Annotated in this window: 22 protein-coding genes; 12 read left to right on the top strand and 10 right to left on the bottom strand. The window is 64.6% G+C overall.

Annotated elements, in window-relative coordinates:
• Positions 1 to 32 precede the first annotated feature (32 nt).
• Positions 33 to 1169, top strand: coding sequence for a methionine ABC transporter ATP-binding protein (locus AAFG50_RS21465; RefSeq protein ID WP_028174052.1), 1137 nt, complete (start codon positions 33 to 35; stop codon positions 1167 to 1169).
• Positions 1159 to 1824, top strand: a complete 666-nt coding sequence (locus AAFG50_RS21470) for a methionine ABC transporter permease (RefSeq protein ID WP_011087273.1) — start codon at positions 1159 to 1161, stop codon at positions 1822 to 1824. The genes AAFG50_RS21465 and AAFG50_RS21470 overlap by 11 nt, the downstream gene beginning before the upstream one ends.
• Before the next feature lie 92 nt (positions 1825 to 1916).
• Here the strand turns inward: AAFG50_RS21470 and AAFG50_RS21475 are convergent, their stop codons facing one another.
• On the bottom strand, positions 1917 to 2474 hold the full coding sequence (locus AAFG50_RS21475) for a helix-turn-helix transcriptional regulator (protein WP_038967570.1): 558 nt from the start codon (positions 2472 to 2474) through the stop codon (positions 1917 to 1919).
• 66 nt (positions 2475 to 2540) lie between these two features.
• Here AAFG50_RS21475 and AAFG50_RS21480 point away from each other — a divergent pair, with 66 nt between their 5' ends.
• The 7 genes from AAFG50_RS21480 (at position 2541) to AAFG50_RS21510 (ending at position 9996) form a co-directional block, all read left to right on the top strand.
• Positions 2541 to 2684 (top strand): hypothetical protein, encoded by a 144-nt coding sequence (locus AAFG50_RS21480; RefSeq protein ID WP_157862133.1) that lies wholly within the window; start codon positions 2541 to 2543, stop codon positions 2682 to 2684.
• A 486-nt stretch (positions 2685 to 3170) separates the two neighbouring features.
• Positions 3171 to 5159 carry a TonB-dependent siderophore receptor gene (locus AAFG50_RS21485; protein ID WP_028174051.1) on the top strand — a complete coding sequence of 663 codons (1989 nt, stop codon included), beginning with the start codon at positions 3171 to 3173 and terminating at the stop codon, positions 5157 to 5159.
• Between the two features lie 57 nt (positions 5160 to 5216).
• The gene (fsrB, locus tag AAFG50_RS21490) at positions 5217 to 6506 is read left to right on the top strand and encodes a siderophore utilization protein FsrB (protein WP_028174050.1); all 1290 of its coding nucleotides are present in this window, start codon (positions 5217 to 5219) and stop codon (positions 6504 to 6506) included.
• 200 nt (positions 6507 to 6706) lie between these two features.
• Complete coding sequence (locus tag AAFG50_RS21495; RefSeq protein ID WP_028174049.1) at positions 6707 to 6925, top strand: hypothetical protein; 219 nt, start codon at positions 6707 to 6709, stop codon at positions 6923 to 6925.
• A 124-nt stretch (positions 6926 to 7049) separates the two neighbouring features.
• Complete coding sequence (locus AAFG50_RS21500; protein WP_028174048.1) at positions 7050 to 7877, top strand: hypothetical protein; 828 nt, start codon at positions 7050 to 7052, stop codon at positions 7875 to 7877.
• Between the two features lie 178 nt (positions 7878 to 8055).
• Complete coding sequence (locus tag AAFG50_RS21505) at positions 8056 to 8520, top strand: hypothetical protein (protein WP_028174047.1); 465 nt, start codon at positions 8056 to 8058, stop codon at positions 8518 to 8520.
• Positions 8521 to 8604: 84 nt separating this feature from the next.
• The gene (locus AAFG50_RS21510; RefSeq protein WP_028174046.1) at positions 8605 to 9996 is read left to right on the top strand and encodes a hypothetical protein; all 1392 of its coding nucleotides are present in this window, start codon (positions 8605 to 8607) and stop codon (positions 9994 to 9996) included.
• Between the two features lie 185 nt (positions 9997 to 10181).
• Here AAFG50_RS21510 and AAFG50_RS21515 read toward each other — a convergent pair whose 3' ends face one another.
• From AAFG50_RS21515 to AAFG50_RS21525, 3 genes are all read right to left on the bottom strand, one after another.
• Complete coding sequence (locus tag AAFG50_RS21515) at positions 10182 to 10544, bottom strand: hypothetical protein (RefSeq protein WP_231166479.1); 363 nt, start codon at positions 10542 to 10544, stop codon at positions 10182 to 10184.
• A gap of 206 nt (positions 10545 to 10750) precedes the next feature.
• Positions 10751 to 10873: a hypothetical protein gene (locus AAFG50_RS21520; protein WP_256380385.1), complete on the bottom strand. Its 123-nt coding sequence runs from the start codon at positions 10871 to 10873 to the stop codon at positions 10751 to 10753.
• A 312-nt stretch (positions 10874 to 11185) separates the two neighbouring features.
• Complete coding sequence (locus tag AAFG50_RS21525) at positions 11186 to 12382, bottom strand: Xaa-Pro peptidase family protein (protein WP_028174043.1); 1197 nt, start codon at positions 12380 to 12382, stop codon at positions 11186 to 11188.
• A 478-nt stretch (positions 12383 to 12860) separates the two neighbouring features.
• On the opposite strand from AAFG50_RS21525, the gene AAFG50_RS21530 reads away from it, so the two are divergent.
• The 3 genes from AAFG50_RS21530 to AAFG50_RS21540 are packed head-to-tail and all read left to right on the top strand — an operon-like array spanning position 12861 to position 17467.
• A complete protein-coding gene (locus tag AAFG50_RS21530) occupies positions 12861 to 13880 on the top strand; it encodes a TRAP transporter substrate-binding protein (RefSeq protein WP_011087282.1) in 1020 nt (339 codons plus the stop codon).
• A gap of 15 nt (positions 13881 to 13895) precedes the next feature.
• Complete coding sequence (locus AAFG50_RS21535; RefSeq protein ID WP_028174042.1) at positions 13896 to 15785, top strand: TRAP transporter large permease subunit; 1890 nt, start codon at positions 13896 to 13898, stop codon at positions 15783 to 15785.
• A 20-nt stretch (positions 15786 to 15805) separates the two neighbouring features.
• Entirely contained in the window at positions 15806 to 17467 is a 1662-nt protein-coding gene (locus AAFG50_RS21540; RefSeq protein ID WP_028174041.1) for an acyl-CoA synthetase, read from the top strand.
• A gap of 29 nt (positions 17468 to 17496) precedes the next feature.
• Here AAFG50_RS21540 and AAFG50_RS21545 read toward each other — a convergent pair whose 3' ends face one another.
• The 6 genes from AAFG50_RS21545 to AAFG50_RS21570 all read right to left on the bottom strand — a co-directional run bounded on the left by AAFG50_RS21545 (position 17497) and on the right by AAFG50_RS21570 (position 24177).
• On the bottom strand, positions 17497 to 18294 hold the full coding sequence (locus AAFG50_RS21545; protein WP_028174040.1) for an MBL fold metallo-hydrolase: 798 nt from the start codon (positions 18292 to 18294) through the stop codon (positions 17497 to 17499).
• A gap of 13 nt (positions 18295 to 18307) precedes the next feature.
• Positions 18308 to 19084: a TatD family hydrolase gene (locus AAFG50_RS21550; protein ID WP_011087286.1), complete on the bottom strand. Its 777-nt coding sequence runs from the start codon at positions 19082 to 19084 to the stop codon at positions 18308 to 18310.
• A gap of 12 nt (positions 19085 to 19096) precedes the next feature.
• On the bottom strand, positions 19097 to 21073 hold the full coding sequence (metG, locus tag AAFG50_RS21555) for a methionine--tRNA ligase (protein ID WP_097532087.1): 1977 nt from the start codon (positions 21071 to 21073) through the stop codon (positions 19097 to 19099).
• Positions 21074 to 21182: 109 nt separating this feature from the next.
• Complete coding sequence (locus tag AAFG50_RS21560) at positions 21183 to 22229, bottom strand: DNA polymerase III subunit delta' (RefSeq protein WP_028174038.1); 1047 nt, start codon at positions 22227 to 22229, stop codon at positions 21183 to 21185.
• Positions 22226 to 22912, bottom strand: a complete 687-nt coding sequence (tmk, locus tag AAFG50_RS21565; protein ID WP_028174037.1) for a dTMP kinase — start codon at positions 22910 to 22912, stop codon at positions 22226 to 22228. Before tmk ends, AAFG50_RS21560 begins: the two co-directional genes overlap by 4 nt.
• Before the next feature lie 2 nt (positions 22913 to 22914).
• Positions 22915 to 24177 carry a D-alanyl-D-alanine carboxypeptidase family protein gene (locus AAFG50_RS21570; protein ID WP_028174036.1) on the bottom strand — a complete coding sequence of 421 codons (1263 nt, stop codon included), beginning with the start codon at positions 24175 to 24177 and terminating at the stop codon, positions 22915 to 22917.
• Between the last annotated feature and the right edge of the window lie 89 nt (positions 24178 to 24266).

Consider the following 24266-nt stretch of genomic DNA (forward strand, 5'->3'; position numbering starts at 1 on the left):
CAAGCGAACTATTGTACAAGAAGGCCGCCGCCATGAACGCCCACCAATCGCTCGCGATCGGACAGAGGATCGAAACGCGCGATGCGATTTCACCTGCCGCGACCGCGCCGGACGCGATGGTCCGTTTCGAAGGCATTTCGAAGACCTATCCAGCCTATCGCGGCAAGCCCGGCGTCAACGCCCTGCAGGACATCGACTTCGCGATTCCGCGCGGCTCGATCACCGGCGTGATCGGCCGCTCCGGCGCCGGCAAGTCGAGCCTGGTCCGGCTGATCAACGGGCTGGAGAAGCCGACCACGGGACGCGTGATCGTCGACAACAAGGATATCTCGGCGCTGGCGGGCCGCGAGTTGCGGCTGGCGCAGCGCTCGATCGGCATGATCTTCCAGCATTTCAACCTGCTGTCGTCGCGCACCGCGGCCGACAACATCGCGTTGCCGCTCGAGATCGCCGGCTGGGCCAGGGCGGATATCAAGGCCCGCGTCGCCGAGCTGCTGGCGCTGGTCGGCATCGCCGACAAGCACAACCGTTATCCCTCGGAACTGTCCGGCGGCCAGAAGCAGCGCGTCGGCATTGCGCGGGCGCTGGCGACACGACCGAGCGTGCTGCTGTCGGACGAGGCGACGTCCGCGCTCGATCCGCAGACCACGCGCGCGATCCTCGATCTGCTTGCCAACATCAACCGCGAGCTTGGCGTGACCATCGTGCTGATCACCCACGAGATGTCCGTGGTGCGCCAGCTCGCCAGGGAAGTCGTGGTGCTCGATGCCGGCCATGTCGTCGAGAGCGGCCACGTCGCCGACATCTTCACCCGTCCCAAACATCCGATCACGCAGTCTTTCCTCGCCGAGGTGATCGGCGACAGCCTGCCGGTGTCGCTGGCGAGCCGGATCGTGCCCGAGCTGCCTGCCGGCGGGCAAGCCGTAATCCGCGTCCAGGTGCACGGGGCGGGGGCCGGCGACACGCTGGTGGCGCGGCTCGCGCGCGAGCTCGGCCTCGACGTTGCGCTGCTTGCGGCGCGTATCGACGAGATCGGCGGCCAGCATGTGGGCTCGCTCACCCTTGGTATCCCTCTCGGTATTTCCAGCGGCGAAGACGCGATGACGCGGACGCTCGCCTGGCTCTCTCAATATCAATTCCCGGCGGAGCGTCTCGGCTATGTCGCCTGAACTCATCAATTTGATCATCCAGGCCACCTTCGAAAGCCTGTACATGGTCGGTATCGCAGCGCTGCTCGGTACCGCCTTCGGCCTGCCGCTCGGCGTGTTCCTGGCGACCAGCCGGAAAGGGGAGCTGTTCGCGGCCCCCGTCGTCAATCGCGTGCTCGGCATCGTCGTCAATGCGACGCGCTCGACGCCCTTCATCATCCTGGTCGTCGCCATCATCCCGTTCACGCGGCTCGTCGCCGGCACCTCGATCGGTTCGACCGCGGCGATCGTGCCGCTGACCATCGCCTCGACGCCGTTCATCGCGCGCCTCGTCGAAGCCGCGATCCGCGAGGTCGACGGCGGCCTGATCGAGACCGCGTCCTCGTTCGGGGCTTCCCCGATGCAGATCGTGTTCAAGGTGCTGATCCCCGAGGCATTGCCCGGCTTGTTGCTGGCGCTGACGCTCGCGGTGGTGAGCCTGCTCGGCTACTCCGCCATGGTCGGCGCCGTCGGCGGCGGGGGCCTGGGGGATCTCGGCATCCGTTACGGCTACCAGCGCTTCATGCCGGAGATGATGCTGGCCGTCGTCGTCGTGCTGATCGCACTGGTCCAGCTCGTCCAGAGCGCCGGCGACTATCTGGCGGGCCGGGTCAATCGCCGGCTGCGGCATCGCTGACACAAGCTTCCGCACACCGGAGAGCTCAATGCGCTTTCCGGCAACGCTGGCGGCTGCAGCCAGCGAGTGATGTCGCCTTCGTCAGCGTGAATTCACTCCGCCGCCAGTTCGACCTCGCTCGCGGTGGGCAATCCGATCGACGGCGGGCCGGCAACCAGGCTGTCGAGGTCGACCAGCAGCAGATCGGCAATGTGGGTGAGCTGGTGGAGCGGGATGCTGATCTCGCCGTTCTCGGCACGTGACACGTAATCGGGCGAGACGCCAATGAAGTTCGCAATCTGGAGCTCGGTATAGCCCCGTGCTTCGCGCGCGCCGCGCACCTGCGCGCCGATATGCTGCCGGTGCAGAGCCTGCTCTGCTTCGGTCATCATGAGGGCCTGTTCGTCGAGGCTCGCAACACCATCCGCGAACGCGACGCCGAGGAGTCTCCGCTTCTGCCATGCCACACGACAGGGTTTTCGCAGCCCGTCGGCAAAGATCAGCGTGGCCTCCTTCGGAAACGACAGCGACCAGTCTAGCTTCAGTCTTGCACCCGTGCCTGATACGTCCGAGATCGTGCAGGGGATGCTGACGATGCCCCTGGCACCGTCAAACTCGATGATCCCGGTCCTCGCGGTCGGTTGCCTGGTCGCAGCGCGCAATTCGCTCATGGACGTCGAACCCCGGGTGCCCAGCACGCGCTGGCACAGAACGTTGCGGTGCGTTCCGCAAAATGAATGAACTATCCCGAAGCTGAATTTACCTCCTGGGTTCCTCAGGCTCAATCGAGCCTGGCGGGCATGGTAAAGGATTCGTTCTCCGCCCTCGCCATCGATGTCGGCGGGGATGTCCTGTCCGGTCGATCGACCGTGTTCGTCTAGAAGGATTCCAAATCCGGAGCACATGCACGTTGGGTCGCGCATGGGCGCATTCGCCGCAGTTGCTGCGCACAGCTCTGGAGAAATTCTAACGCTGTTCCTATCGCACTCCGAAATCGCCTGCGTTAGGGCGGGGCATCAAGAACGATACCGGCAAAGCCGGCAGTGCGTGGGGCCTCGCAAGACGTGACCAACTTCCAACTTCCTTCGCGTTCCCAAACGCGTCTTCGACAGCTTCAGGTGTTCTTCTTCGGCGCCGTCAGCACATTTTCTCTCGTCGCCCCCTTCGGTTCGGTGCAGGCGCAGACGCAAATTCCCGCTGTCTCCGTTGAAGCGCCGGCTCAGCGTGCCCGTCCCGCGGCGGTTGCTTCGTCGCGACGGTCGGCAACGACGCGCAGCTCCCGCACCAATCGTCACGCTCCCGCGCAGCAAGCCGCGCCAACCCGGTCGGCCTCGAACGGCGCCACCGGCGAACGCGCCAACGGTCCGGTGCGCGGGTTCGTCGCCACGCGCAGCGGCACCGCCACCAAGACCGATACGCCGCTGATCGAAACGCCGCAGTCGGTGTCCGTCGTCACCACCGACCAGGTCAGGAACCAGGGCGCGGTCTCGATCGGCGAGGCCCTGCGCTACACCGCCGGCGTCAGCGGCGACGTCAATGGCGGTTCGGACACCCGCTTCGGCGCCCTCCAGATCCGCGGCTTCGACACCACCATGTCGGGCCTCTACGTCGACGGCCTGCGAATCCCATCGAGCAACTACGTGCATTTCAACGGCCTCGATCCCTACGGCGCCGAGCGCCTCGAGGTCCTCAAGGGGCCGTCCTCGGCGATGTATGGCGGCAGCGGCACCGGCGGCATCCTCAACTACGTGACCAAGCTGCCGACCGCTCAGCAGTTCGGCGAGGTCTCGGTCTCCGGCGGCAGCTTCAACCGCTATCAGGGCCAGTTCGACATGGGCGGCTCCGCCAACAAGGACGGCACCGTGCTGTGGCGCCTGACCGGCGTGGTCCGCGACGGCGAGACCCAGGTCGACTTCACCAAGGACAACCGCGTCTTCATCGCGCCCGCCGTCACCTTCAAGCCGAACGAGGACACCACCATCTCGATCCTGGCCAACTACCAGAGGGACCGGGCAGGGTGGGGCCTCCAGTTCCTGCCGGCTTCGGGCACGGTATGGCCGAACAACGGCCGCACCATCCCGGTCTCGTTCTTCGCGGGCGTGCCGAGCTTCAACGCGTTCAACACCGAGATCGCAACCGCCGGCTACCAGCTCTCGCACAATTTCACCGACAACATCACGTTCCGGCAGAACCTGCGCTACGCCTATCAGCACAACGAGGAAAAGGTGTTTTACGGCGGAGGCTATACCGACGAGGCCGCGGGGCAGCTCGCGCGTTTCGGCAGCTACAGCAACTCGTACATCAACTCCTTCGCGGTGGACAACCAGCTCCAGGGCAAGTTCACCACCGGCATCCTCAGCCACACCACGCTGGTCGGGATCGACTATCGCAACACCTCCTTCCGCGACACCGCCTTTGGCGTCACGACCTCGGCCCCCGAGATCAACGTGTTCAACCCGGTCTACAGCTACGACTGGACCATCGGCGCGATGAGCGACAACACCGGCGTCAAGCAGTCGCAGGTCGGCCTCTACGCGCAGGACCAGATCAGGCTCGGCCGGCTGTCGTTCCAGCTCGGCGGTCGCCAGGATTTCGTCACCACGCAGGTCGACAGTGGTATCTTCGACACATCGGTCTCGAAGGATGCTTCGGCCTTCACTGGCCGCGCCGCCGTGATGTACAATTTCGACAACGGCATCGCGCCGTATTTCAGCTATTCCGAGTCGTTTCTGCCGGTGCTCGCGACCGGACCGGGCGGCCAGCTGCTCAACCCTGAAACCGGCGTGCAGTACGAGGTCGGCGTCAAGTACCAGCCGATCGGATGGAACGCGCTGTTCACCTTCGCCGCCTTCGACCTGACGCGCGACAACGTCGTCACCTACGCGCCTCCGCTGAACGTTGCTGAGCAGACCGGTCAGGTGAAATCGCGCGGCATCGAGCTCGAAGGTACCATGTCGCTCGCCGACGGCTGGAACCTGCGCGCCGCCTATGCCTATGTCGACGCCATACTCACGCAGGATCCGGTGAATGTCGGCAAGGCGCCGGTCACCGTGCCGCTCAACCGTGCCTCGCTGTGGAGTGACTACACGCTTCAGAACGGGCCGCTCGCCGGCCTCCAGTTCGGCGCCGGCGTCCGCTATGTCGGCGCGACCTGGGGTGACGATGCCAACACGTTCAAGGTGGGAGCCTCGACCGTGCTGGATGCGCTTGTTGCCTACACCAGGGACAATTGGCGCCTGTCGCTGAACGTCACCAACCTTGCCGACACGCGCTATGTCGCCGCCTGCTACAGCCTGTCGGGCTGCTTCTACGCGGAGGGACGCAAGGCCATCGGCAAGCTGACCTATCGCTGGTGAGTTCAAATTGAAACCGATCCGGCAAGCGGGACCGGACCTGTTTGGTGAGAGACGACGATGAGAGCGATATTCGGCAGGCTGCATCGCTGGGCGGGACTGCTCACGGCCGGATTCCTGTTCTTCTCCGGCATCACCGGCGCGATCATTTCCTGGGATCACGAGATCGACGACGTCCTGAACAGCCACCTGTTCGACGCCACCAGCAAGGGACCGGCCATTCCCTCGATCGAGCTCGCCAAGCTGATCGAGCAGCGCGATCCCCGCGCGCGCGTCGTCTATCTCTTCATGACGCCGGAGGAGGGCCACTCGCTGTGGTTCTTCATCATGCCGCGGATCGATCCCGCGACCGGCAAGCGCTATGCCCTCGACTACAATCAGGTCTTCCTCGATCCCAACACCAGCGTCGAGCTGGGGCGGCGCTACTGGGGCGCGGTGTGGCCGGTGACGCGGGAGAACTTCGTCTCGTTCCTCTACAAGCTGCACTACACGATGCACATCCCGGAGTTCTGGGGCAGCGACCGTTGGGGCATGCGCCTGCTCGGCATCATCGCCATCATCTGGACCATCGACTGCTTCGTCGGCCTCTACCTGACCCTGCCGTCACGGCGCAGCGCGAAGGCCGCGCGGGCGCCGCAAGTCACGCGCCAGCTCGAACGCGGCTTCTGGGCGCGCTGGGCGCCGGCCTGGACCATCAAGACGTCGGGCAGCGCTTACCGGATCAATTTCGACATCCACCGCGCCTTCAGCCTGTGGACCTGGGGCGTGCTGTTCGTCATCGCCTTCACGGCGTTCTCGCTGAACCTCTATTTCGAGGTGTTCTCGCCGCTGATGAAGATGGTGTCGAACTACACGCCCACGCCGTATGAGCAGCGGCCGTACCGCGATCTCGACAATCCGATCGAGCCCAAGGTGACATTTGCCGACATTGCCGCGCGCGCGGCGGCCGACGGCAAGGGGCGAGGGTGGTCCACTCCGGTCGGCGCGCTCAGCTACGGCCCCGCTCACGGGGTCTATGCCGCCGCCTACTTCCATCCCGGCGACGACCACGGCGCCGGCGGCGTCGGCCCGGCGCAGCTCTATTACGACAGCGAGGACGGCCGTCCGCTCGGCGCGCGTCTGCCATGGGTCGGCACCGCCGCCGACATCTTCGTGCAGGCGCAGTTTCCGCTGCATTCAGGCCGCATAGTCGGACTGTTCGGCCGCATCCTGATCTCGATCATGGGGCTGGTGGTGGCCGCGCTCTCGGTCACCGGCGTCGTGATCTGGTGGCGCAAGCGCCGCGCCCGTGTCCGGGTGCGCGAGACCGCCGCCATGCGCCTGAGCCGGCAGCTCACGCCGGCGGAGTAGGGCGCTCACGCCCCCGCCGGTGATCGCAACGGCTTACGCGTTGATCGGAATCAAATCCGCCCCTGGGAACCTTCGCTAGCTTCGCGGGGTGTTTAACCCGATTTGCAGTTGCGTCAGCCAGGGCTTGGAGGCCCATGTTTGCTGTCCTCTCCGATAAGAGGGCCAGGCACTCCAGGACAGGTGGACGCGAGAGGATTGTGATGCGCACTTACTATTTCGACATGAAGGATGGCGTTCCGGCTCGGGACAAGTCAGGTCTGGAGTTTGGAAGCGACGGCGCCGCCATTGCCCACAGCAAGAGCCTGGCGGAAGACGTTCGCACGAAGAGGCCGGGAGGACATCCAGATCTCCGGATCGTCGTCACCGATGAGAACGGCCGCGAAGTTCATCGCGAGCCGGTATATTCGAAGAACCGTTGACCATCGCGGTCCACTTGCGCCGGCGCAGCAGGGCCCCACGACGGCGCGGCGACCACCACGGATGAACCTTCCCGCGAAACAGAGGCACCAAGACTAAAGACAGCTCTTGCTTCGTGGGATCGATATGAAGTGCCTTGCCTTACTCTGCCTGCTCGTCCTGGCTGCGCCTGCCCATGCGGCCACTCCCGAGCAGCGCTATCTCGAGCTGCGCGATCGCTACATCGCAGAGTTCTCGAAGGCTACGGAAAACGACGAGACCTCCAGGCAGCACGATGCGGCGCTCAACGAGCTGACAGGCGTGTTGCGCGACTTGGTGGGACCGGTCGCGATCAAGGGGCTTCCGGCAGAGGGCAAGTCGAACGCCGATACGCTTTTCAAGGGTGACTCAGGCTTCGGCCATCTCGATGGGCTCGGCTTCGCGTCGGAAGGCGACAAGCTGCAAGCCGTGGTGACGACCATGGCGCTGCTCAAGCACTGGCTGCGCGAGCATCGCGAGGACGGCATGCCGCAGGAGACCGGCGCCGCATTCAAGTCGGATCGCTTCTATTATCAAGCGATCCAGGACTCAGCGTTCGCCAAATATGCCGAGCTGCCGGTCACCAAGCCCGCATCCGCGAGCGCCGCAGTCGCCGTTCTCGGCGTGCGCGGCAATGGCGATCTGAAGGGACCGCCGCATGAAATCGACGTCGTCGCGATCCAGGGCGAGAAGGTCTTCTTTCTCACCTCATCGGACGCCGTGAAGACGACGCCGATCCCGGCCTGCGAGAAGGTCTGGAAGCAGATGATGGCGAGGCCCGTCGACAAGAAGGATCCGCGCGGCGACATGACCCGCGAAGATAACGCGATGACGGCCTTCACGGCGTGCTTCGCCAAGGAAGCACCAAGCCAGGGCTGGTTCGCGGCCGCCGTCAAGAAGGCGCAGAGCCAGTTGGACCTGCTGCCGCTGCGCTAGCTTTGCTGCATCGTCACGACCTTGGCCGGCCGGTGCCTTTGCACATCAAAGGACAACCAAAAATGTCAGCACAGACGCCATAATGACGCGGGGCATCCGCATTCGGCGAAAAGATTCGCTTTCAATTCCCTGCTGCAATGATAACATCCCAAAGTTGTATTTTTTAAGGACATTTCCCATGACCCATGCGCTCAATCTCACGCTGAAGATCAAACAGGATGCCGCGACACAGGCGCAATTGAAGAACCTCGAGGCGATCTTCGCCGACAAGGTTCAGCCCTTGAACGAAGCGGCGCTGAAGAAATCCAGGATCGTTCATTTTGCGCGTGTCGTCGTCATCGGCACCGAGTACATCCAGGTCATCACCGAATATGAGGGCTCGCATCAGGAATACACCGAATTCTTCCGGCGCGAGCTCACCCCGGTCTTTGCGGCGATATTTTCGCTGGCAGATATGGGCGACAAGGAGCTGGACGTCACCAACCCCAATGCATTTTTCGAATTCTCCAAGAATCGCAACGAGCGTTCGCTGGGCAAGGCGACCGACAATTCGACGGACATCAACGGCAATCCGTCCGGCTGGCTGTTCTCGGCCTATGACCACATGACGGTCGAAGACATCCTGACAAAGCTCGGGAAATAGCATTGCGGGCACATTCGCTCGCCTGTTGAGCGACGTGCCCGGCTCTGTGGCTGGCTATTGAGCGTTCCCACAAGGACAGACGCGATGGTGGATCTTGCCAATTTGCAGGCGATCGTTGCCCGAAGCTCCACCAAGCCGCTGCTCGCGGTGCTGCTGTTCAAGTTCGGCGACGCCGGCCGCGCCCGGGAATTCCTGCGCCAATGGATACCGCGGACTGCGGCGGGAAGGGCGCCGGACCCCGCTGGGCCGGCCTTCCACTTCATGTTCAGTTGGAAAGGTATAGAGGCGCTGATGGCGGGGCGTCCCGGCTTCGACGTGGCGCAGGGGCGTCGGGAGTTCGACGTCTTTTTCGTGGATCCGGCGCAGGCGCCGGACGGCGGCGTCGCGGAGCAACTCGGTTTCTCCGGAACCAGCGCTCCGGCTGCGTGGTGGGATGGCAAGTTCAAGTCGGGTGATGTCGATCTCGCCATCCACATCGGGTTCGACACAGCCGAGCAGAAATCCGATTGCCTCGCAGACTTGCGACAGTCGGCGGCAAGCTTCGGTGTGCAGGAATTAGCGCTCGAAGGTTGGGACGACAGCGCGCTGTCCGGCAGTCTGCCGGCCGACGGCCGCCTGCATTTCGGCTACCGGGATGGAATCACCGCCCCCAACATCGACTGGCAGGACGCTGGCACGCCCGGCACGGTCGACTGTCGCGAGATCGTCGTCGGTTATCCGAACGAAGCGTTTCCCACGGCGCCGCACAATCCCGGCCCATGGCAGGACTTTGCACGGGATGGCTCCTTTGTCGGCTTGTCGTGGGTGTATCAGGACGTCGCGGGCTTCAACAAATTCCTCCAGGACAACGCGCCGCTGGCGGCGCCGCATGTCGGCCCGGAACTGGCCGAGGAGTGGATCGCCGCAAAGCTCATGGGACGCTGGCGGCACGGATCGCCGCTGTCCAGGTTTCCGGACGCACCGCCGTCGACCCCGCAATTGGATGATTCATTCGGCTATGGCGACGATCCGAATGGCGTCAAATGCCCGCTCGGGGCTCACATTCGAATTGCCAATTGCCGCGATCAGCCGATGAAATATGCCAATCAGGTTCGCTTTCCGAAAGGGCCGCCGCGCGTCATCCGCCGCGGATTCTCCTATGGGCCCCGCCTGGACGGCGTGCAGGACGATGGCAAAGATCGCGGCATCGTCGGTCTCTTCTACTTCGCCAGGATCAACGAGCAATTCTACACGATCCTGAGATGGATGCAGAAGACGGAGTTCGCCGATGCCTACAAGAAGCTCCCGAACGGATACAACGCCCAGGATGCCCTGACCGGGAATCGCCAATATCCGAAGGCTGAGACCCAGTTCTTTGTCCCTCTGAAGGACAACGCCTCCGTGACCTTTCGGTTGGAGGAATTTATCCGTTTCAAGGGGGTTGCAGTCCTGTTTGCGCCGAGCATGCGAGCGCTCAGTACGATGATTTCAGCCTAGCGCGCAGTGCCGCCGGGATTCCAGCCGCGGCCGCCCTCAGCCGCTGATCGTCCCCTCACGCGAGTATCTGGCATTACGGTTCAGCACGTAGCCGCAACGGGTGATCAAGCGCGCGCTCGATGGCACGCTGATTGGGAAGGGTCAGTGACAGAGACTGCCGCGCCCAAACAGCGTCATTCGTGCCCTCAGTACGGGGAGTAGTATTGGCGGCGATAGGGATAGGCGTCGCCGTAGTACCCTGGCGCAGCGTACCTTGGCTCGTAGTACCCGGGCCCGTAATTGCTGGACCCGTAGGCCCCATAGGCGGCGGCTCCAGCCGCGGCGCCCAAGATGCCGAGCCCGATTGCGGCCCCGGGAGCGCCGTAGTAGCCGCGACCGCGGTAGTGGCGTCTGTAGTAGACCTCTGTCACTGCGGACGAAGAAACCGCTTGCTTCAGGAGACTCGTGCTCGGCGAGATCGGAGCTGCCCCTGACGGGAGCACCGAGCCGAGGATCGCCGCGCCGAAGAACGAGACGGCAACCACGCATTTCATTGTCTGCTGGTTCATGATCGTATCCTTTCGAATTTGGAGCATCTCAAGCGGCAAGTCACTTGCGTGCCACTGGCCGAGAAAGAAGCTCGACGCGGGGCACTCTTGAGGGGCGCTGGTGGCGGCGGATTTGAGGATTCGTGGTTCTAACGAACTCACAGACCCGCCTCCGTACTCACGCTCCGACTTAGCCGATTACTTGGCGCAAGTTACTTGGCACAAGTTTACTTGGCGCAAGTCTTGTCCGCCTTCATAGCTGCTTCTGCCGAAGCCTTTGTCGTGTGAGCGGCGCCGACAACCTTCATGGTGCCGCCGGCAGGCTGGCTCTCGACGATCTGACACTTCATGGTCGCGGTATCCTGAGCCAGGTAGAACGAGGAGGGCGATTGGCCAACGGTCTTGCCCGTCTCAGCTGCGACTGACGGAGAAGCGAATGCGAGAACGGCGACTGCCGCCAATAAAATTCTTTTCATAGTATCCACCAATTGTTACGCGTCCGGATCGGACAAAGAATGAACAGGGCGGACCGACAAGGGTTCCCGCGATCGCCGATTTGTTTTTTGCGCGTGCACTGATGGAACGAAAAACAATGCGCTTGGGCGGAAGCCGTGCGCAAGAAATCACGCAGAGTGCCTCAGCCGGCGTGCGACCCAGTCAGATCAAAGCGCACTCCCACCGCGATTCCAGCCGCGGCCGCCTTCGCCAAAGATCTCGTAGCCGGCCGCCGTCACCGCGACCGTGTCCTCGAGCTTGATGAAGCCGCGCTTCGGATGCTTCATCGTGGTTTCGATCGAGACCACCATGCCGGGCTCTAGCGGCAGCCGTGCGTCCGTGTCGTCATAGGGAACCGGACCCGTGGCGGTCAGGCGAGGGGCCTCGTGGCTGACGAGGCCCATGCCGTGGGCGAGGAAATCGGTGCAATCACGCTGGGTGATCTGGGCGAGCTGCCGCTTGGCCGCGACGTAGATGTCGCCGCCCATGGCACCCGGCCGGACCGCGGCGAAGGCGGCGCGCTGCACCGCCTCGATCTCGGCCAGACAATCCCTGAGCTCGGCATCGGGCTCGCCCAGCACCGCCATGCGGGCGAGGTCGCCGATATAGCCGTGAAAATTGCCGCCGGAGTCGAGCGACAGCACCTCGCCTTGCTCCCACCGCTGCGCCGACGGCGCGCGGTTGTGGCTGTTGCCGCAGGCCAGCAGGCAGTATTCGAAGGTGAGCCCGCGGTTGACCTCGGCGATGCGCAGTGCGTCCGACAATTGCTGCTTGGTCGTGCCGGGACCGTGCCCGGCGATCACCTCCAGCATCGCGGCGATCACCAATTCAGACGCAGTCTTCAGCTTGGCCAGTTCGTCCGCGGACTTGACCGCGCGCAGACGCTCCAGGACGAGGAGGGCGTCCTTGAGCGCGGCGCCGGGCAGGGCGTCGGCAAGCGCCCGGCCCGCATCCATCGGCAGGAACGCCATCTCGACCCCGACCCGCTTCATCGGCACGCCGGCGTCCTTCAGGGCCGCGACGGCCCGCGTGATCGCGTCGACCGAGCCGCTGGACTCGGTCCGGACCTGCGGCACCCAGGGCGGCGCCACGACGCGCTGATGGGTCTCCAGGCGGTGGCCGAGATAGACGGACTTTTCCGGCGCGCCCTTGGGATAGACCAGGACGGGCAGATAGCGGCTGACGCCCATGGCATCCATGTAGTCGAAGAAGATCGCGCGCTCGGCCCCGAGCAGGTACTGCACGTTGTGCTTGGAGGTCGCGATGAGTACGTCGAGGCCGGCTGCTTCCATCAGGCGGTCGAGCTTGGCGGCATCGAATGGAATGGCGCGCGAGCCGGTCGCGCCGGCGACGTTCAGCTCCATGATGGACCTCCCAATAGGCGACGGTTTGGACCGCCTGTGTTCTTGCCTGCGACCATCCGAGCGACCGTCGGATCGTCGCAGCGCGCCGCGATTGTCCGCCGGGAGCGGGGTTCTGGGTAGCTGCGGATTTGGCTGGCCTGACCTGCACGACCATATCCATGATTCGCATAAGGTATATTATGGAATATCTTTATATACAATCAGATCAAATATTTAGACGGAATTCCTGACATCCCGGCTTCGCTCCAGCGCGATTTTCGGCTCGGCCCTCGAACGTCGTCCCAACTCTTGACGGCTACTGTGCATGGGGTTGTTTTTCGCTTTTTGAATCCGGCTCCATGTGCCGAAAGCGATATTGCGGTGACGTGGTCCGGCTGCAATAAGCGAGGCTTCGCGAGATCGCAGATGACCTTCTGACCTTCCGTCCGTATAGGTTTGCGTCTCAGAACCCCAACAAACCTTCCGAGGAAGCAGACCCATGAGCTTTTCCCGACGCACGCTTCTCAAGGCCTCCGCCGCGACCGCGGTCCTGGGCGGCCTCAGCGCGCCCCACGTGGCCCGCGCCCAGAGCGCCGAGTTCAGCTACAAATACGCCAATAACCTGCCGGACACCCATCCGCTGAACGTGCGCGCCAGGGAGATGGCGGCGGCGATCAAGAGCGAGACGAACGGCAAGTTCGACCTTCAGATCTTTCCGAACAACCAGCTCGGCTCCGACACCGACATGCTGAGCCAGATCCGCTCCGGCGGCGTCGAGTTCTTCACGCTGTCGGGCCTGATCCTGTCGACCCTGGTTCCGGCCGCGTCCATCAACGGCATCGGCTTCGCGTTCCCGGACTACGACACGGTCTGGAAGGCCATGGACGGCGATCTCGGCGCCCATGTCCGCGGCGAGATCAAGAAGGCCGGCCTCGAGGTCATGGACAAGATCTGGGACAACGGCTTCCGCCAGACCACGTCCTCGACCAGGCCGATCACCGGTCCCGACGACCTCAAGGGCTTCAAGATCCGCGTGCCGGTGTCGCCGCTGTGGACCTCGATGTTTAAGGCGTTCGATGCAGCGCCCGCCTCGATCAATTTCAGCGAAGTCTATTCCGCGCTCCAGACCAAGATCGTCGAGGGTCAGGAGAACCCGCTGGCGATCATCTCGACCGCAAAGCTCTACGAGGTGCAGAAATACTGCTCGCTGACCAACCACATGTGGGACGGCTTCTGGTTCCTGGCCAACCGCCGCGCCTGGAGCGCGCTGCCGGAGGACGTCCGCACGATCGTCGCCAAGAACATCAACGCCGCCGCGGTCAAGGAGCGTGAGGATACCGCCAAGCTCAATGCCAATCTCCAGCAGGAGCTCGCGGCCAAGGGCCTGACCTTCAACCAGCCCGCGGTTGCGCCGTTCCGCGACAAGCTGCGGACCGCCGGCTTCTATGCCGAGTGGAAAGGCAAATATGGCGATCAGGCCTGGGACCTCTTGGAGAAGGCCGTCGGCAAGCTCTCGTAACGCGTTGGGGCCGTCATGGCTCATGTCGAGGTTGAGGTGACCGAAGCGGCGGGCGAGGTGGCTGTTCAGTCCCCTCGCCGACCTCCGTTGCTGGCTTCGCTCGAACGCCTCCTCGGCCTCGCCGTCGAGATCCCCGCGGCGACCCTGGTCGTCGCCGAGATCGCGATCCTGTTTGCCGGCGTGGTCGCGCGCTACGGCCTGCACCGACCGCTGATCTGGTCGGACGAGCTCGCCTCGATCCTGTTCCTGTGGCTGGCCATGCTGGGCGCGGCGGTCGCATTCCGCCGCTCCGAGCACATGCGCATGACCGCCGTGGTCGCAAGCGCCGGACCCGCGATGCGGGCCTATCTCGACCTGGTCGCGACCGCTGCGGCGCTGGCGTTTCTGGCGCTGATCGTGTGGCCGTCCTGGGACTACGCTTACGAGGAAAGCTTCATCACCACGCCGGCGCTCCAGATCCCGAACATCTGGCGGGCCGCCGCGCTGCCGGCCGGCATCTGCCTGATGGCGGCGTTCGCGCTGCTGCGGCTGCTGCGCGCCGCCGATGTCCGCATGGTGCTGACGGCCGTGATCTCCGTTGCCGTCGTCGTCGGTCTGTTCTGGCTGGCGCAGCCATATCTGCGGCCGCTCGGCAATCTCAACCTTGTCATCTTCTTCGTCGGCGTCGCCGGATTCTGCGTCTTTGCCGGCGTTCCCATTGCGTTCGGCTTTGGCCTCGCGATCTTCGGCTATCTGGCGCTGACCACGCGCACGCCCGTCATGGTGCTGATCGGGCGGATGGACGAGGGCATGAGCCATCTCATCCTGCTCTCGGTGCCGCTGTTCGTGTTCTTGGGCCTGCTGATCGAGATGACCGGCATGGCGCGGGCCATGGTGGCGTTCCTGGCGAGCCTGCTGGGTCATGTCCGCGGCGGCCTGCACTACGTGCTTGTCGGCGCCATGTACCTGGTCTCCGGCATCTCCGGCGCCAAGGCCGCCGACATGGCCGCGGTCGCGCCCGTGCTGTTCCCGGAGATGAAGCAGCGTGGCGCCCGTCCCGGCGATCTCGTCGCGCTGCTTGCGGCGACGGGGGCCCAGACCGAGACCATTCCGCCGAGCCTCGTGCTGATCACGATCGGCTCGGTTACCGGCGTCTCGATCGCGGCGCTGTTCACCGGCGGCCTGCTGCCGGGCGTCGTGCTCGCGATCACGCTCTGCATGCTGGTGTGGTGGCGCTACCGACACGAGGACATGAGCCATGTCCGCCGTGCCACGGGGGGCGAGGTCGGCAGGACCTTCATCGTCGCCCTGCCCGCGCTCGCGCTGCCCTTCGTGATCCGCTACGCCGTGGTCGAGGGCATCGCCACCGCCACCGAAGTCTCCACCATCGGCATCGTCTATGGCGCCCTGGTCGGCCTCCTGGTCTATCGCCGCTTCGACTGGCGGCGGCTGTTTCCGATGCTGGTCGAGACCGCGGCGCTGTCGGGCGCGATCCTCCTGATCATCGGCACGGCCACCGGCATGGCCTGGGGCCTGACGCAGTCAGGCTTCTCGCGCTCGCTGGCGGCGGCCATGACGGGACTGCCGGGCGGCGCGGCGACCTTCATCGCCGTGTCCATCCTGGCCTTCACCATTCTCGGCAGCGTGCTGGAGGGCATCCCGGCGATCGTGCTGTTCGGGCCGCTGCTGTTCCCGATCGCCCGCGCCGTCGGCGTGCACGAGGTGCACTATGCGATGGTGATCATTCTGGCCATGGGTATCGGGCTATTCGCCCCGCCCTTCGGCGTCGGCTATTATGCCGCCTGCGCCATCGGACGCGTTGACCCGGCCGAAGGCATCAGGCCGATCTGGGGCTATCTGCTGGCGCTGCTGGTGGGGTTGATCATCGTCGCGATCTTCCCCTGGATCTCGATCGGATTTCTTTGAAGCGCTTTGAGGAGGTGTCGATGAGCGAACGGCAGAACCCGTACAATATCGGCCTCGACAAGACGCCCGCCAACTACGTGCCGCTGAGCCCGCTGAGCTTTCTCGCGCGCAGCGCCGCGGTCTATCCCGATCACGTCAGCACGGTCTATGAGGGCCGCAGCTTCACCTGGGCGCAGACCTATGAGCGCTGCCGGCGCTTTGCGTCGTATCTCGCCGGCAAGGGCATCGGCGTCGGCGACACCGTGGCGGCGATGCTGCCGAACATCCCGGCCATGAACGAGGTGCACTTCGCGGTGCCGATGACCGGCGCCGTGCTCAATGCGCTCAACATCCGCCTCGATGCACCGTCGATCGCCTTTCAGCTCGATCATGGCGGGGCCAGGATCATCCTGGTCGATCCCGAGTTTTCGGGCGTCATCACCGACGCGCTCGCGCAGATGAGCGGACCGAAGCCGTTCGTGATCGGCGTCGACGATGCCGCCTTCAAGGGGGGAATGCGCATCGGCGAGATCGAGTATGAGGCCGCGGTCGCGCAGGGCGATCCTGATTTCACCGCGATCCCGCCCAGGGACGAATGGGACGCGATCGCGCTGAGCTACACCTCGGGCACGACCGGTAATCCCAAGGGCGTCGTCACGCATCATCGCGGCGCTTATCTCAACGCCGTCAGCAACATCCTGGCCGGCAATCTCGGCCAGCATCCGGTCTATCTCTGGACGCTGCCGATGTTCCATTGCAACGGCTGGTGCTTCCCCTGGACCATCGCGGCCTCGGCCGGCATCAACGTCTGCCTGCGCAAGGTCGAGCCGACCAAGATCTTCGAGTTGATCAAGCAGCACGGCGTCACCCACATGTGCGGCGCGCCGATCGTCTACAACACGCTGATCAACGCCCCCGACGCGCCCAAGGAAACGCCAACGGGTAATGCCGCCCGCCGCGTCGTCGGCCTGATCGCCGGCGCCGCGCCTCCGGTTGCGGTGCTGGAAGGCGCGGAAAACATCGGCATCAAGCTCACCCACGTCTATGGCCTGACCGAGGTCTACGGCCCCGCCTCCGTCTGCGCCGAGCAGCCCGGCTGGGACGAGCTTCCGCCGGCCGAACGTGCGCGGATGAAGCGCCGGCAGGGCGTGCCCTACCCGCTCGAGGAAGGCGTCACCGTCATCAACCCGCAGACCATGCAGGAGGTGCCGCGCGACGGCGAGACCATCGGCGAGGTCATGTTCCGCGGCAACATCGTCATGAAGGGTTACCTCAAAAACGAGAAGGCGACGAAGGAGGCCTTCGAGGGCGGCTGGTTTCACACCGGCGATCTCGGCGTGCTCGACGAGCACGGCTACGTCATCATCAAGGACCGCTCCAAGGACATCATCATCTCGGGCGGCGAGAACATTTCCTCGGTCGAAGTCGAGGACATCCTCTACAAGCACCCGGCGGTGCTGTTCGCCGCCGTGGTCGCCAAGCCCGATCCGAAATGGGGCGAAGTGCCGTGCGCCTTCGTCGAGCTGAAGGACGGCGCCAGCGCGACCGAGGCCGAGATCATCGCCTTCTGCCGTTCGCACATGAGCGGCTTCAAGACGCCGAAGGCAATCGTGTTCGGGCCGATCCCGAAGACGTCCACGGGCAAGATCCAGAAATTCCTGCTGCGCAACGAGGTGGGATCGGCGAAGGCAATAACCGCCTGAGCTGATCTCCCGTTTCAAGGCTGCTGCGCTCAGTGTGTCTCCAGCCGCAGGCCGTCGTACGCCGGCACCACGCCCGGCGGCAGCGACTGCCGGATGACTTCGTAATCGACGTCGGCCGTCATGTTGGTGATGACGGCGCGCTTCGGCTTGAAACGTTCGATCCAGGACAGCGCGTCGTTGATGCTGAAATGGCTGACATGGCTGGTGTAGCGCAGCCCGTCGACGATCCAGAGGTCGAGGTTTTCCAGCGCGCCCCAGCTCTCGCGCGGGATGTCGTTGAGATCGGGCGTGTAGGCGGCGTCCCCGATGCGATAGCCGAGCGCGGGAATGTTGCCGTGCTGCACCAGGAAGGCCGTCATCGTCACGGCGCCGCCCTTCCCCAGAATGGTCTGGTTTTCGCCCGCCTCGATCGAATGCCGCGTCAGGATCGGCGGGTAGTCGCTGCCCTCCGGCGCGATGAAGCAATAGGAGAACCGCGACAGGATGTCCTTGGCGGTCGACTGGTTGAAGTAGGTCGGGATACGCCGGCGCATGTGCATGACGACCGAGCGCAGGTCGTCCATGCCGTGGGTCTGGTCGGCGTGCTCGTGGGTCAGGAACACCGCGTCGATGTGGTCGACATTGGTCGAGAGCAATTGCTCGCGCAGATCCGGCGAGGTGTCGATCACGATCCGCGTGGTGCCGTGCTCGGACGCCCGTTCGACCAGCAGCGAGCAGCGGCGGCGGCGGTTCTTCGGATTGCTCGGGTCGCAGGCGCCCCAGCCGAGCGCCGGGCGCGGCACGCCGGCGGAGGAGCCGCAGCCCAGGATCGTCAGCGTCAGCGTCATGCGGCTCCCGGAATCAAGCTGTCACCTTGGAGAACAGGCGGAAGAAGTTTTCGGTGGTCTGGCGCGAGATCTCATCAAACGACACGCCACGCGCTTCAGCCAGCACTTTTGCGACCTCGACCACATAGGCCGGCTCGTTGCGCTTGCCCCGGAACTTGCCGGGCGCAAGGTAGGGCGAGTCTGTTTCAACCAGAATACGGTCAGCCGGCAACTCGGCCGCGAGCGCGCGCAGCGCCTCCGACTTCTTGAAGGTCAGGATGCCCGTGAAGCCGATGTACAGGCCGAGCGATACCGCCTTCAGCGCCAGCTCGCGCCCGCCGGTGTAGCAATGCAGCACGGCGCGAAACGATCCGCGTGCTACCTCCTCTTCCAGGATGCGGCCGCAATCCTCGTCCGCCTCGCGGGTGTGGATCACCAGCGGCAGGCCGGTCGCGCGCGCGGCCGCGATGTGGGCGCGAAAGCCCCTCGCCTGCGCTTCCGGCGAGCCGTTGTCGTAGAAATAGTCGAGCCCGGCCTCGCCGAGCGCCACGACCTTGGGATGCTGCGTCAACGCGATCAGCTCGTCCGGCGAGATGCCGTCCTCCTCGTCCGCGTTGTGCGGATGGGTGCCGACCGAGCAGTAGACGTCGTCGTAGCGCTCGGCGATGGCCAGAAGCTGGTTCAACTTTCGCACCCGCGTCGAGATCGTGACCATGCGGCCGATGCCGGCCGCTCGCGCACGTGACACGATCCCGTCGAGATCTTCCGCAAAATCGGGAAAATCCAGGTGGCAATGACTGTCGACAAGCATCGCGCGAACGCCTTAGGCCGCCGGCTCGATGTAGCGCGGGAAGGCCGGTGTCGGCGCGGGCAGCGTCGAGCCGGGCGCGATGCGCTTGGCGCCGCCGAGCGCCGCAAAATTGCGCTCGCCCCCGGGGACACCGAGGCTATCGAGCAGCAATCCCGAGGCAGTCGGCATCGCCGGCTGGGCCAGGATCGCAATCTGGCGCACGACCTCGGCGGTGACATAGAGCACCGTCTTCTGCCTGGCAGGATCGGTCTTGGCGAGCGCCCACGGCGCCTCGCCCGCGAAATAGCGGTTGGCTTCCGCGACCACGGCCCATACGGCGTTGAGCCAGTGATGGATCTGCTGCGTCGCCATCGCCTCGCGGCTTGCTGCGATCATGCCGTCGGCCATCGCCAGGATGGCCTTGTCGTTGTCGCTGAACTCACCCGGCTCCGGCAGCACGCCGCCGAGTTGCTTGGCGATCATCGACAGCGAGCGCTGTGCAAGGTTGCCGAGATCGTTGGCGAGATCGGCATTGATGCGCGCGACGATGGCCTCGTGGTTGTAGTTGCCATCCTGGCCGAACGGCACCTCGCGCAGGAAGAAATAGCGCATCTGGTCGACGCCATACTGGTCGGCGAGGTTGAAGGGATCGACGACATTGCCGACCGACTTCGACATCTTCTCGCCCCTGTTGAACAGGAAGCCGTGGGCATAGACCCGCTTCTGCACGGGAATGCCGGCCGACATCAGGAACGCCGGCCAGTACACCGCATGGAAGCGGATGATGTCCTTGCCGATGATGTGCACATCGGCCGGCCAGTAGCGCCAGTTCTTGTCGCTTTCGTCGGGGAAGCCTACCCCGGTGATGTAGTTGGTGAGCGCGTCGACCCAGACATACATCACGTGCTCTTCGTCGCCGGGCACCTTGACGCCCCAGTCGAAGGTGGTGCGCGAGATCGAGAGATCGCGCAGTCCGCCCTTGACGAAGCTCACCACCTCGTTGCGGCGCGAGTCCGGGCCAATGAAATCGGGATTATCGGTGTACAGCTTGAGCAGCTTCTCCTGATAGGCGGACAGGCGGAAGAAGTAGCTCTTCTCCTCGACCCATTCGACCGGCGTGCCTTGCGGCCCGAGGCGCACGCCGTCGTCGTTCAGGCGCGTCTCGTCTTCGGCGTAGTAGGCTTCGTCGCGCACCGAGTACCAGCCCGCATAGGTGTCGGCATAGATGTCGCCGTTCGCTTCCATGCGCCGCCAGATCTCCTGGGTGGAGCGGTGGTGCTGCTCTTCGGTGGTGCGGATGAAACGGTCGAACGACACGTTGAGCCGCTCGTCCATCGCCTTGAAGCGGGCCGCGTTACGGGCCGCGAGCGCGGACGGGGTCAGGCCCTCGTTCTGCGCGGTCTGAATCATCTTCAGGCCGTGCTCGTCGGTGCCGGTCAGGAAGAACACGTCCTTGCCGTCGAGCCGCGCAAAGCGTGCCAGCGTGTCGGTGGCGATCGCCTCATAGGCGTGGCCGATATGCGGGTTGCCGTTGGGATAGGCGATCGCGGTCGTGATGTAGAAGACGTTGTCGCGCGCGGGGGCCGCTGCGGGCACGGCGGCTTGCGGAGCCGCAACCGGCTTCGGCGCGCGGGGCGCCTTGGGTTTCGACACATTGGGCTTCACAGCCTTCGGCGGCGTGGCGACAGGCGTCGGTGCGGCGGTCACGGCAGCCGCAGTCACCTTTGCCTTCTTCGCAGGAGCCTTCTTTGTAGGAGACTTGGCCGGCTGTTTGGCCGCTTTCTTCACCGCCTTCTTGGCGCCGACCTGCTTCTTCGCAGCCTTCTTGCCGGCCTTCCTTGCCGTCTTCGCAGCGCTCTTCTTCACGCCCTTCTTGGCGGCAGCCTTCTTGGTCTTCTTGACCTTCTTGGCAGCTTTGCGCGCAAGCGCCTTCACGGCCTTTTTGGTGGCCTTCTTCGCAGCTTTCTTGCCGCTCTTGCGCTTGACGGATTTTTTAGCTCGCGTTGCCACGACGAATTCCTTTACCGGCTTCTCAAAATTTGGAAGCGAACCTGCGTTAGGTTATTGTTTTGAGCATGATCCTCTCGGAAAACCGCTACACACTTTTCCGGATCATGCTCTAGCGCGTTGCGTCCGCCAGCCAGCCGAACACCGAGAAAACCAAGGGCTTTCGCTCCAGATTGTAGGTTTCGGTGTCGCGCGCGGCGCGGACGATCTTTTCCCATACCTCAGCTAGGCGCGCAAGGCGCGGCAGGTTCTGGTTGGCATTGGCCTCATCCGCATGCAGCCGTTCCGCGATCCAGCGGTCGATGCCGTCGATGAAGGCCGCAAGCGCGACGCGGTCGCTGGTGCCGAGCGAATCGCCGAGCGTGTGCAATTCGCGCGGATCGACCTGTGGCAATCGCGCAAGCAGTGCCGCCGTGCGCTGCTGGAGTTTCAGCGCATCGCCGCCGAGCAGCGTCAGCGCCCGCGCGACGCTGCCCTCCGAAGCCTCCGCCGCCTCGCGCAACGCCAGGTCGGTCGGAGCGAGGCCGGCCGCTTCCGCGGCGGCACTGATCACCTCGTCCGTTCCGAGCGGCCGCAGGCGCAGCTTGCGACAGCGTGACTGAATTGTGGCGAGCACGCGCGCGGGCGCGTGGCTCACCAGCAGGAACAGCGATTGCTGCGGCGGTTCCTCCAAGATCTTCAGAAGCGCGTTAGCCGCATTCGGATTGAGCTCGTCGACCGTATCGACGATGCAAACGCGCCAGCCTTCGGCTGCTGCCGTCGAGCCGAAGAACGAGATCGTCTCGCGCGTCTCGTCCACGGTGATCACGGTGCGCATCACGCCGCGGTCGTTCGCCGTGCGCTCCAGTGTCAGCAGCCCGCCATGGGACTCTGCGGCGACCTGGCGCGCCACGGCGTCATCAGGGTCGACTGCCAGGCTCTCGGCGCGCTGCACGACGCCCGCCAGCGGCTGGCCGTGCGCCAGCACGAAGCGCGCCATGCGGTAGGCCAGCGTCGCCTTGCCGATCCCCTGCGGCCCGCCGATCAGCCAGGCATGCGGGATGCGCCCGCTGCGATAGGCCGACAGCAGCGCCGTCTCGGCCTCGCGATGGCCGAACAGACGGCTGGTCTCGCGCGGATGCGGAATGGCGCTCTCGCGCTCTGCCTGACGCGGGCTCATACCGACACCACCGAGGCCGGCGTCGGAAGGAGACGATCGCGCAGTGCGTTCCAGACGCGGCCTGCGACCGTATCCGGATCGGAATTGGCGTCGATCAACACGCAGCGCGCGGGCTCGTCCGCGGCGATCTTGCGATAGGCCTCGCGCAGGCCCTGGTGGAAGCTGAGCTGCTCGCCCTCGAACCTGTCAGGCGTGCCACTGCCGCGACGGGCGGCGGCGCGCTGCAAACCGATCTCGACCGGCAGGTCGAGGATGATGGTGAGGTCAGGCTTGAGATCGCCGATCGTAACGCGCTGCATCGCGTTGATCAGACCGGGAGAAACGCTGCCGAGGCTGCCCTGATAGGCGCGCGTCGAGTCGGCGAAGCGGTCGCACAGCACCCAAATGCCCTGCTTGAGCGCGGGCTCGATCACGGTGTGGACATGGTCATCGCGCGCGGCCGCGAACAGCAGCGTCTCGGCTTCGGGGCCGAGCAGCTTGCCCATGCCCGACAGCACCAGATGGCGCATGATCTCGGCACCCGGCGAGCCGCCCGGCTCGCGCGTCACAAGGGTGCGCATCCTTGCTGCCTTGAGGCGGTCGGCGAGCTTCTTGATCTGGGTGGACTTGCCAGTCCCCTCGCCGCCCTCAAAGGTGATGAAGCGTCCGCGTCCGGACGGCCGCTGTACCGCACTGTCACTCATGGTCAGAGCTTCTCGGCGCCTGCGCGGAACATTCCGATCACGAGCTCGCTGGCGCCGTCGATGGCGCGGCGCATGGTCGAGCCGGTGGCGACTGCCTCGGCGGCATAGACCGGCGTCTCCACCGCGATGTTGCCGCTGCGCCAGACCTTCACCACGCCGACCCTCTGGCCGGCTTCAACCGGGGCCCGCACCGGACCGCTATAGACGACGCGCGCGATCAGCTTGTCGCTGCCGTTCTTGTGCACCATCACCTTCACGGGTGTCTTGGCGACCAGCTTCACCGAACGGCTCTCGCCGCCGAACACTTTTGCGTAGCCGACGGGCTGGTCGGCCGCGATCAGCGTGCGGGTCTCGAAATTGCGAAAGCCCCATTCCAGCATCTTCTTGGCTTCCGTGGCGCGATCCTCGGGGTCTTCGAGCCCGTTGACGACGACGATCAGCCGCGTGCCATTCTGCACGGCCGAGCCGACCATGCCATAGCCGCCCTCCTTGGTGTAGCCGGTCTTGAGGCCGTCAGCGCCTTCCATCGAGTTGAGCAGCGGATTGCGGTTGGGCTGCCGGATCTTGTTCCAGGTGTACTCTTTCTCGCCGAACAGTTTGTAGAACTCCGGAAAGTCCAGGATGATGTGGCGGGCGAGGATGCCGAGCTCGCGCACCGTCATCTTGTTGCCGGGGTCGGGCAGACCGTTGGAGTTGCCGAAGGTCGACTTGGTCATGCCGAGCTCGCGGGCTCGCTTGGTCATGAAGTCGGCGGCAAAGATGCGCTCATTGCCCGCCATGGCTTCGGCCAGCGCAATGCAGGCGTCGTTGCCGCTCTGGATGATCGCGCCATGCAGGAGATCGTCGACCGAGACCTTGCTGTTGATGGCGGCGAACATGGTCGAGCCGCCCGACGGCGCCCCGCCCTTGCGCCAGGCGTTCTCGCTGATCCGGTATTCGTCGGTCAGCTTGATGTCGCCCTTCTGGATGGCGTTGAAGACAACCTCCGCCGTCATCAGCTTCATCATGCTGGACGGCGCGCGCAGCTCGTCGGCGTTCTTCTCGAACAGCACGCTGCCGCTGGAGGCCTCGATCAGGATCGCGGTGGGGGCATCGCCGTCAAAGCCGGTATCTTCCGCCTTCTTGGCGCCCTGGATGCTTTGGTTGGCTGCGTAGAGCACGCCGCACCATCCGAGGCTCGCGAGCAGCAGCCCGGCGACAAGCGCGCGCACCAGCATGCCGGAGGTGAAGCGGCTGCGACGGAGCGAAATGAAACGAAATGCCATGGCCAAGCCCTGAGAGCGGCGTTCTAACAGTTGGAACCGGCGCGAACAACACGAGGCTGGTGCCGGAACCCGAGATTGCACGATTCCCG

Source organism: Bradyrhizobium sp. B039 (genome assembly GCF_038965675.1).
Taxonomy (GTDB): Bacteria; Pseudomonadota; Alphaproteobacteria; order Rhizobiales; family Xanthobacteraceae; genus Bradyrhizobium; species Bradyrhizobium diazoefficiens.

Bases quoted from the DNA above. Each gene is read 5' to 3' on its own strand.
- AAFG50_RS21525 (WP_028174043.1), bottom strand. From the start codon at position 12,382: ATGGAGCTGAACGTCGCCGGCGCGACCGGCTCGCGCGCCATTCCATTC.
- AAFG50_RS21545 (WP_028174040.1), bottom strand. From the start codon at position 18,294: ATGACGCTGACGCTGACGATCCTGGGCTGCGGCTCCTCCGCCGGCGTG.
- AAFG50_RS21570 (WP_028174036.1), bottom strand. From the start codon at position 24,177: ATGGCATTTCGTTTCATTTCGCTCCGTCGCAGCCGCTTCACCTCCGGC.
- AAFG50_RS21470 (WP_011087273.1), top strand. From the start codon at position 1,159: ATGTCGCCTGAACTCATCAATTTGATCATCCAGGCCACCTTCGAAAGC.
- AAFG50_RS21530 (WP_011087282.1), top strand. From the start codon at position 12,861: ATGAGCTTTTCCCGACGCACGCTTCTCAAGGCCTCCGCCGCGACCGCG.
- AAFG50_RS21550 (WP_011087286.1), bottom strand. From the start codon at position 19,084: ATGCTTGTCGACAGTCATTGCCACCTGGATTTTCCCGATTTTGCGGAA.
- AAFG50_RS21560 (WP_028174038.1), bottom strand. From the start codon at position 22,229: ATGAGCCCGCGTCAGGCAGAGCGCGAGAGCGCCATTCCGCATCCGCGC.
- AAFG50_RS21540 (WP_028174041.1), top strand. From the start codon at position 15,806: ATGAGCGAACGGCAGAACCCGTACAATATCGGCCTCGACAAGACGCCC.
- AAFG50_RS21520 (WP_256380385.1), bottom strand. From the start codon at position 10,873: ATGAAGTGTCAGATCGTCGAGAGCCAGCCTGCCGGCGGCACCATGAAG.
- AAFG50_RS21495 (WP_028174049.1), top strand. From the start codon at position 6,707: ATGCGCACTTACTATTTCGACATGAAGGATGGCGTTCCGGCTCGGGAC.
- tmk (WP_028174037.1), bottom strand. From the start codon at position 22,912: ATGAGTGACAGTGCGGTACAGCGGCCGTCCGGACGCGGACGCTTCATC.
- AAFG50_RS21475 (WP_038967570.1), bottom strand. From the start codon at position 2,474: ATGAGCGAATTGCGCGCTGCGACCAGGCAACCGACCGCGAGGACCGGG.
- AAFG50_RS21510 (WP_028174046.1), top strand. From the start codon at position 8,605: ATGGTGGATCTTGCCAATTTGCAGGCGATCGTTGCCCGAAGCTCCACC.
- fsrB (WP_028174050.1), top strand. From the start codon at position 5,217: ATGAGAGCGATATTCGGCAGGCTGCATCGCTGGGCGGGACTGCTCACG.
- AAFG50_RS21505 (WP_028174047.1), top strand. From the start codon at position 8,056: ATGACCCATGCGCTCAATCTCACGCTGAAGATCAAACAGGATGCCGCG.
- AAFG50_RS21465 (WP_028174052.1), top strand. From the start codon at position 33: ATGAACGCCCACCAATCGCTCGCGATCGGACAGAGGATCGAAACGCGC.
- AAFG50_RS21480 (WP_157862133.1), top strand. From the start codon at position 2,541: ATGAACTATCCCGAAGCTGAATTTACCTCCTGGGTTCCTCAGGCTCAA.
- AAFG50_RS21500 (WP_028174048.1), top strand. From the start codon at position 7,050: ATGAAGTGCCTTGCCTTACTCTGCCTGCTCGTCCTGGCTGCGCCTGCC.
- AAFG50_RS21515 (WP_231166479.1), bottom strand. From the start codon at position 10,544: ATGAACCAGCAGACAATGAAATGCGTGGTTGCCGTCTCGTTCTTCGGC.
- AAFG50_RS21535 (WP_028174042.1), top strand. From the start codon at position 13,896: ATGGCTCATGTCGAGGTTGAGGTGACCGAAGCGGCGGGCGAGGTGGCT.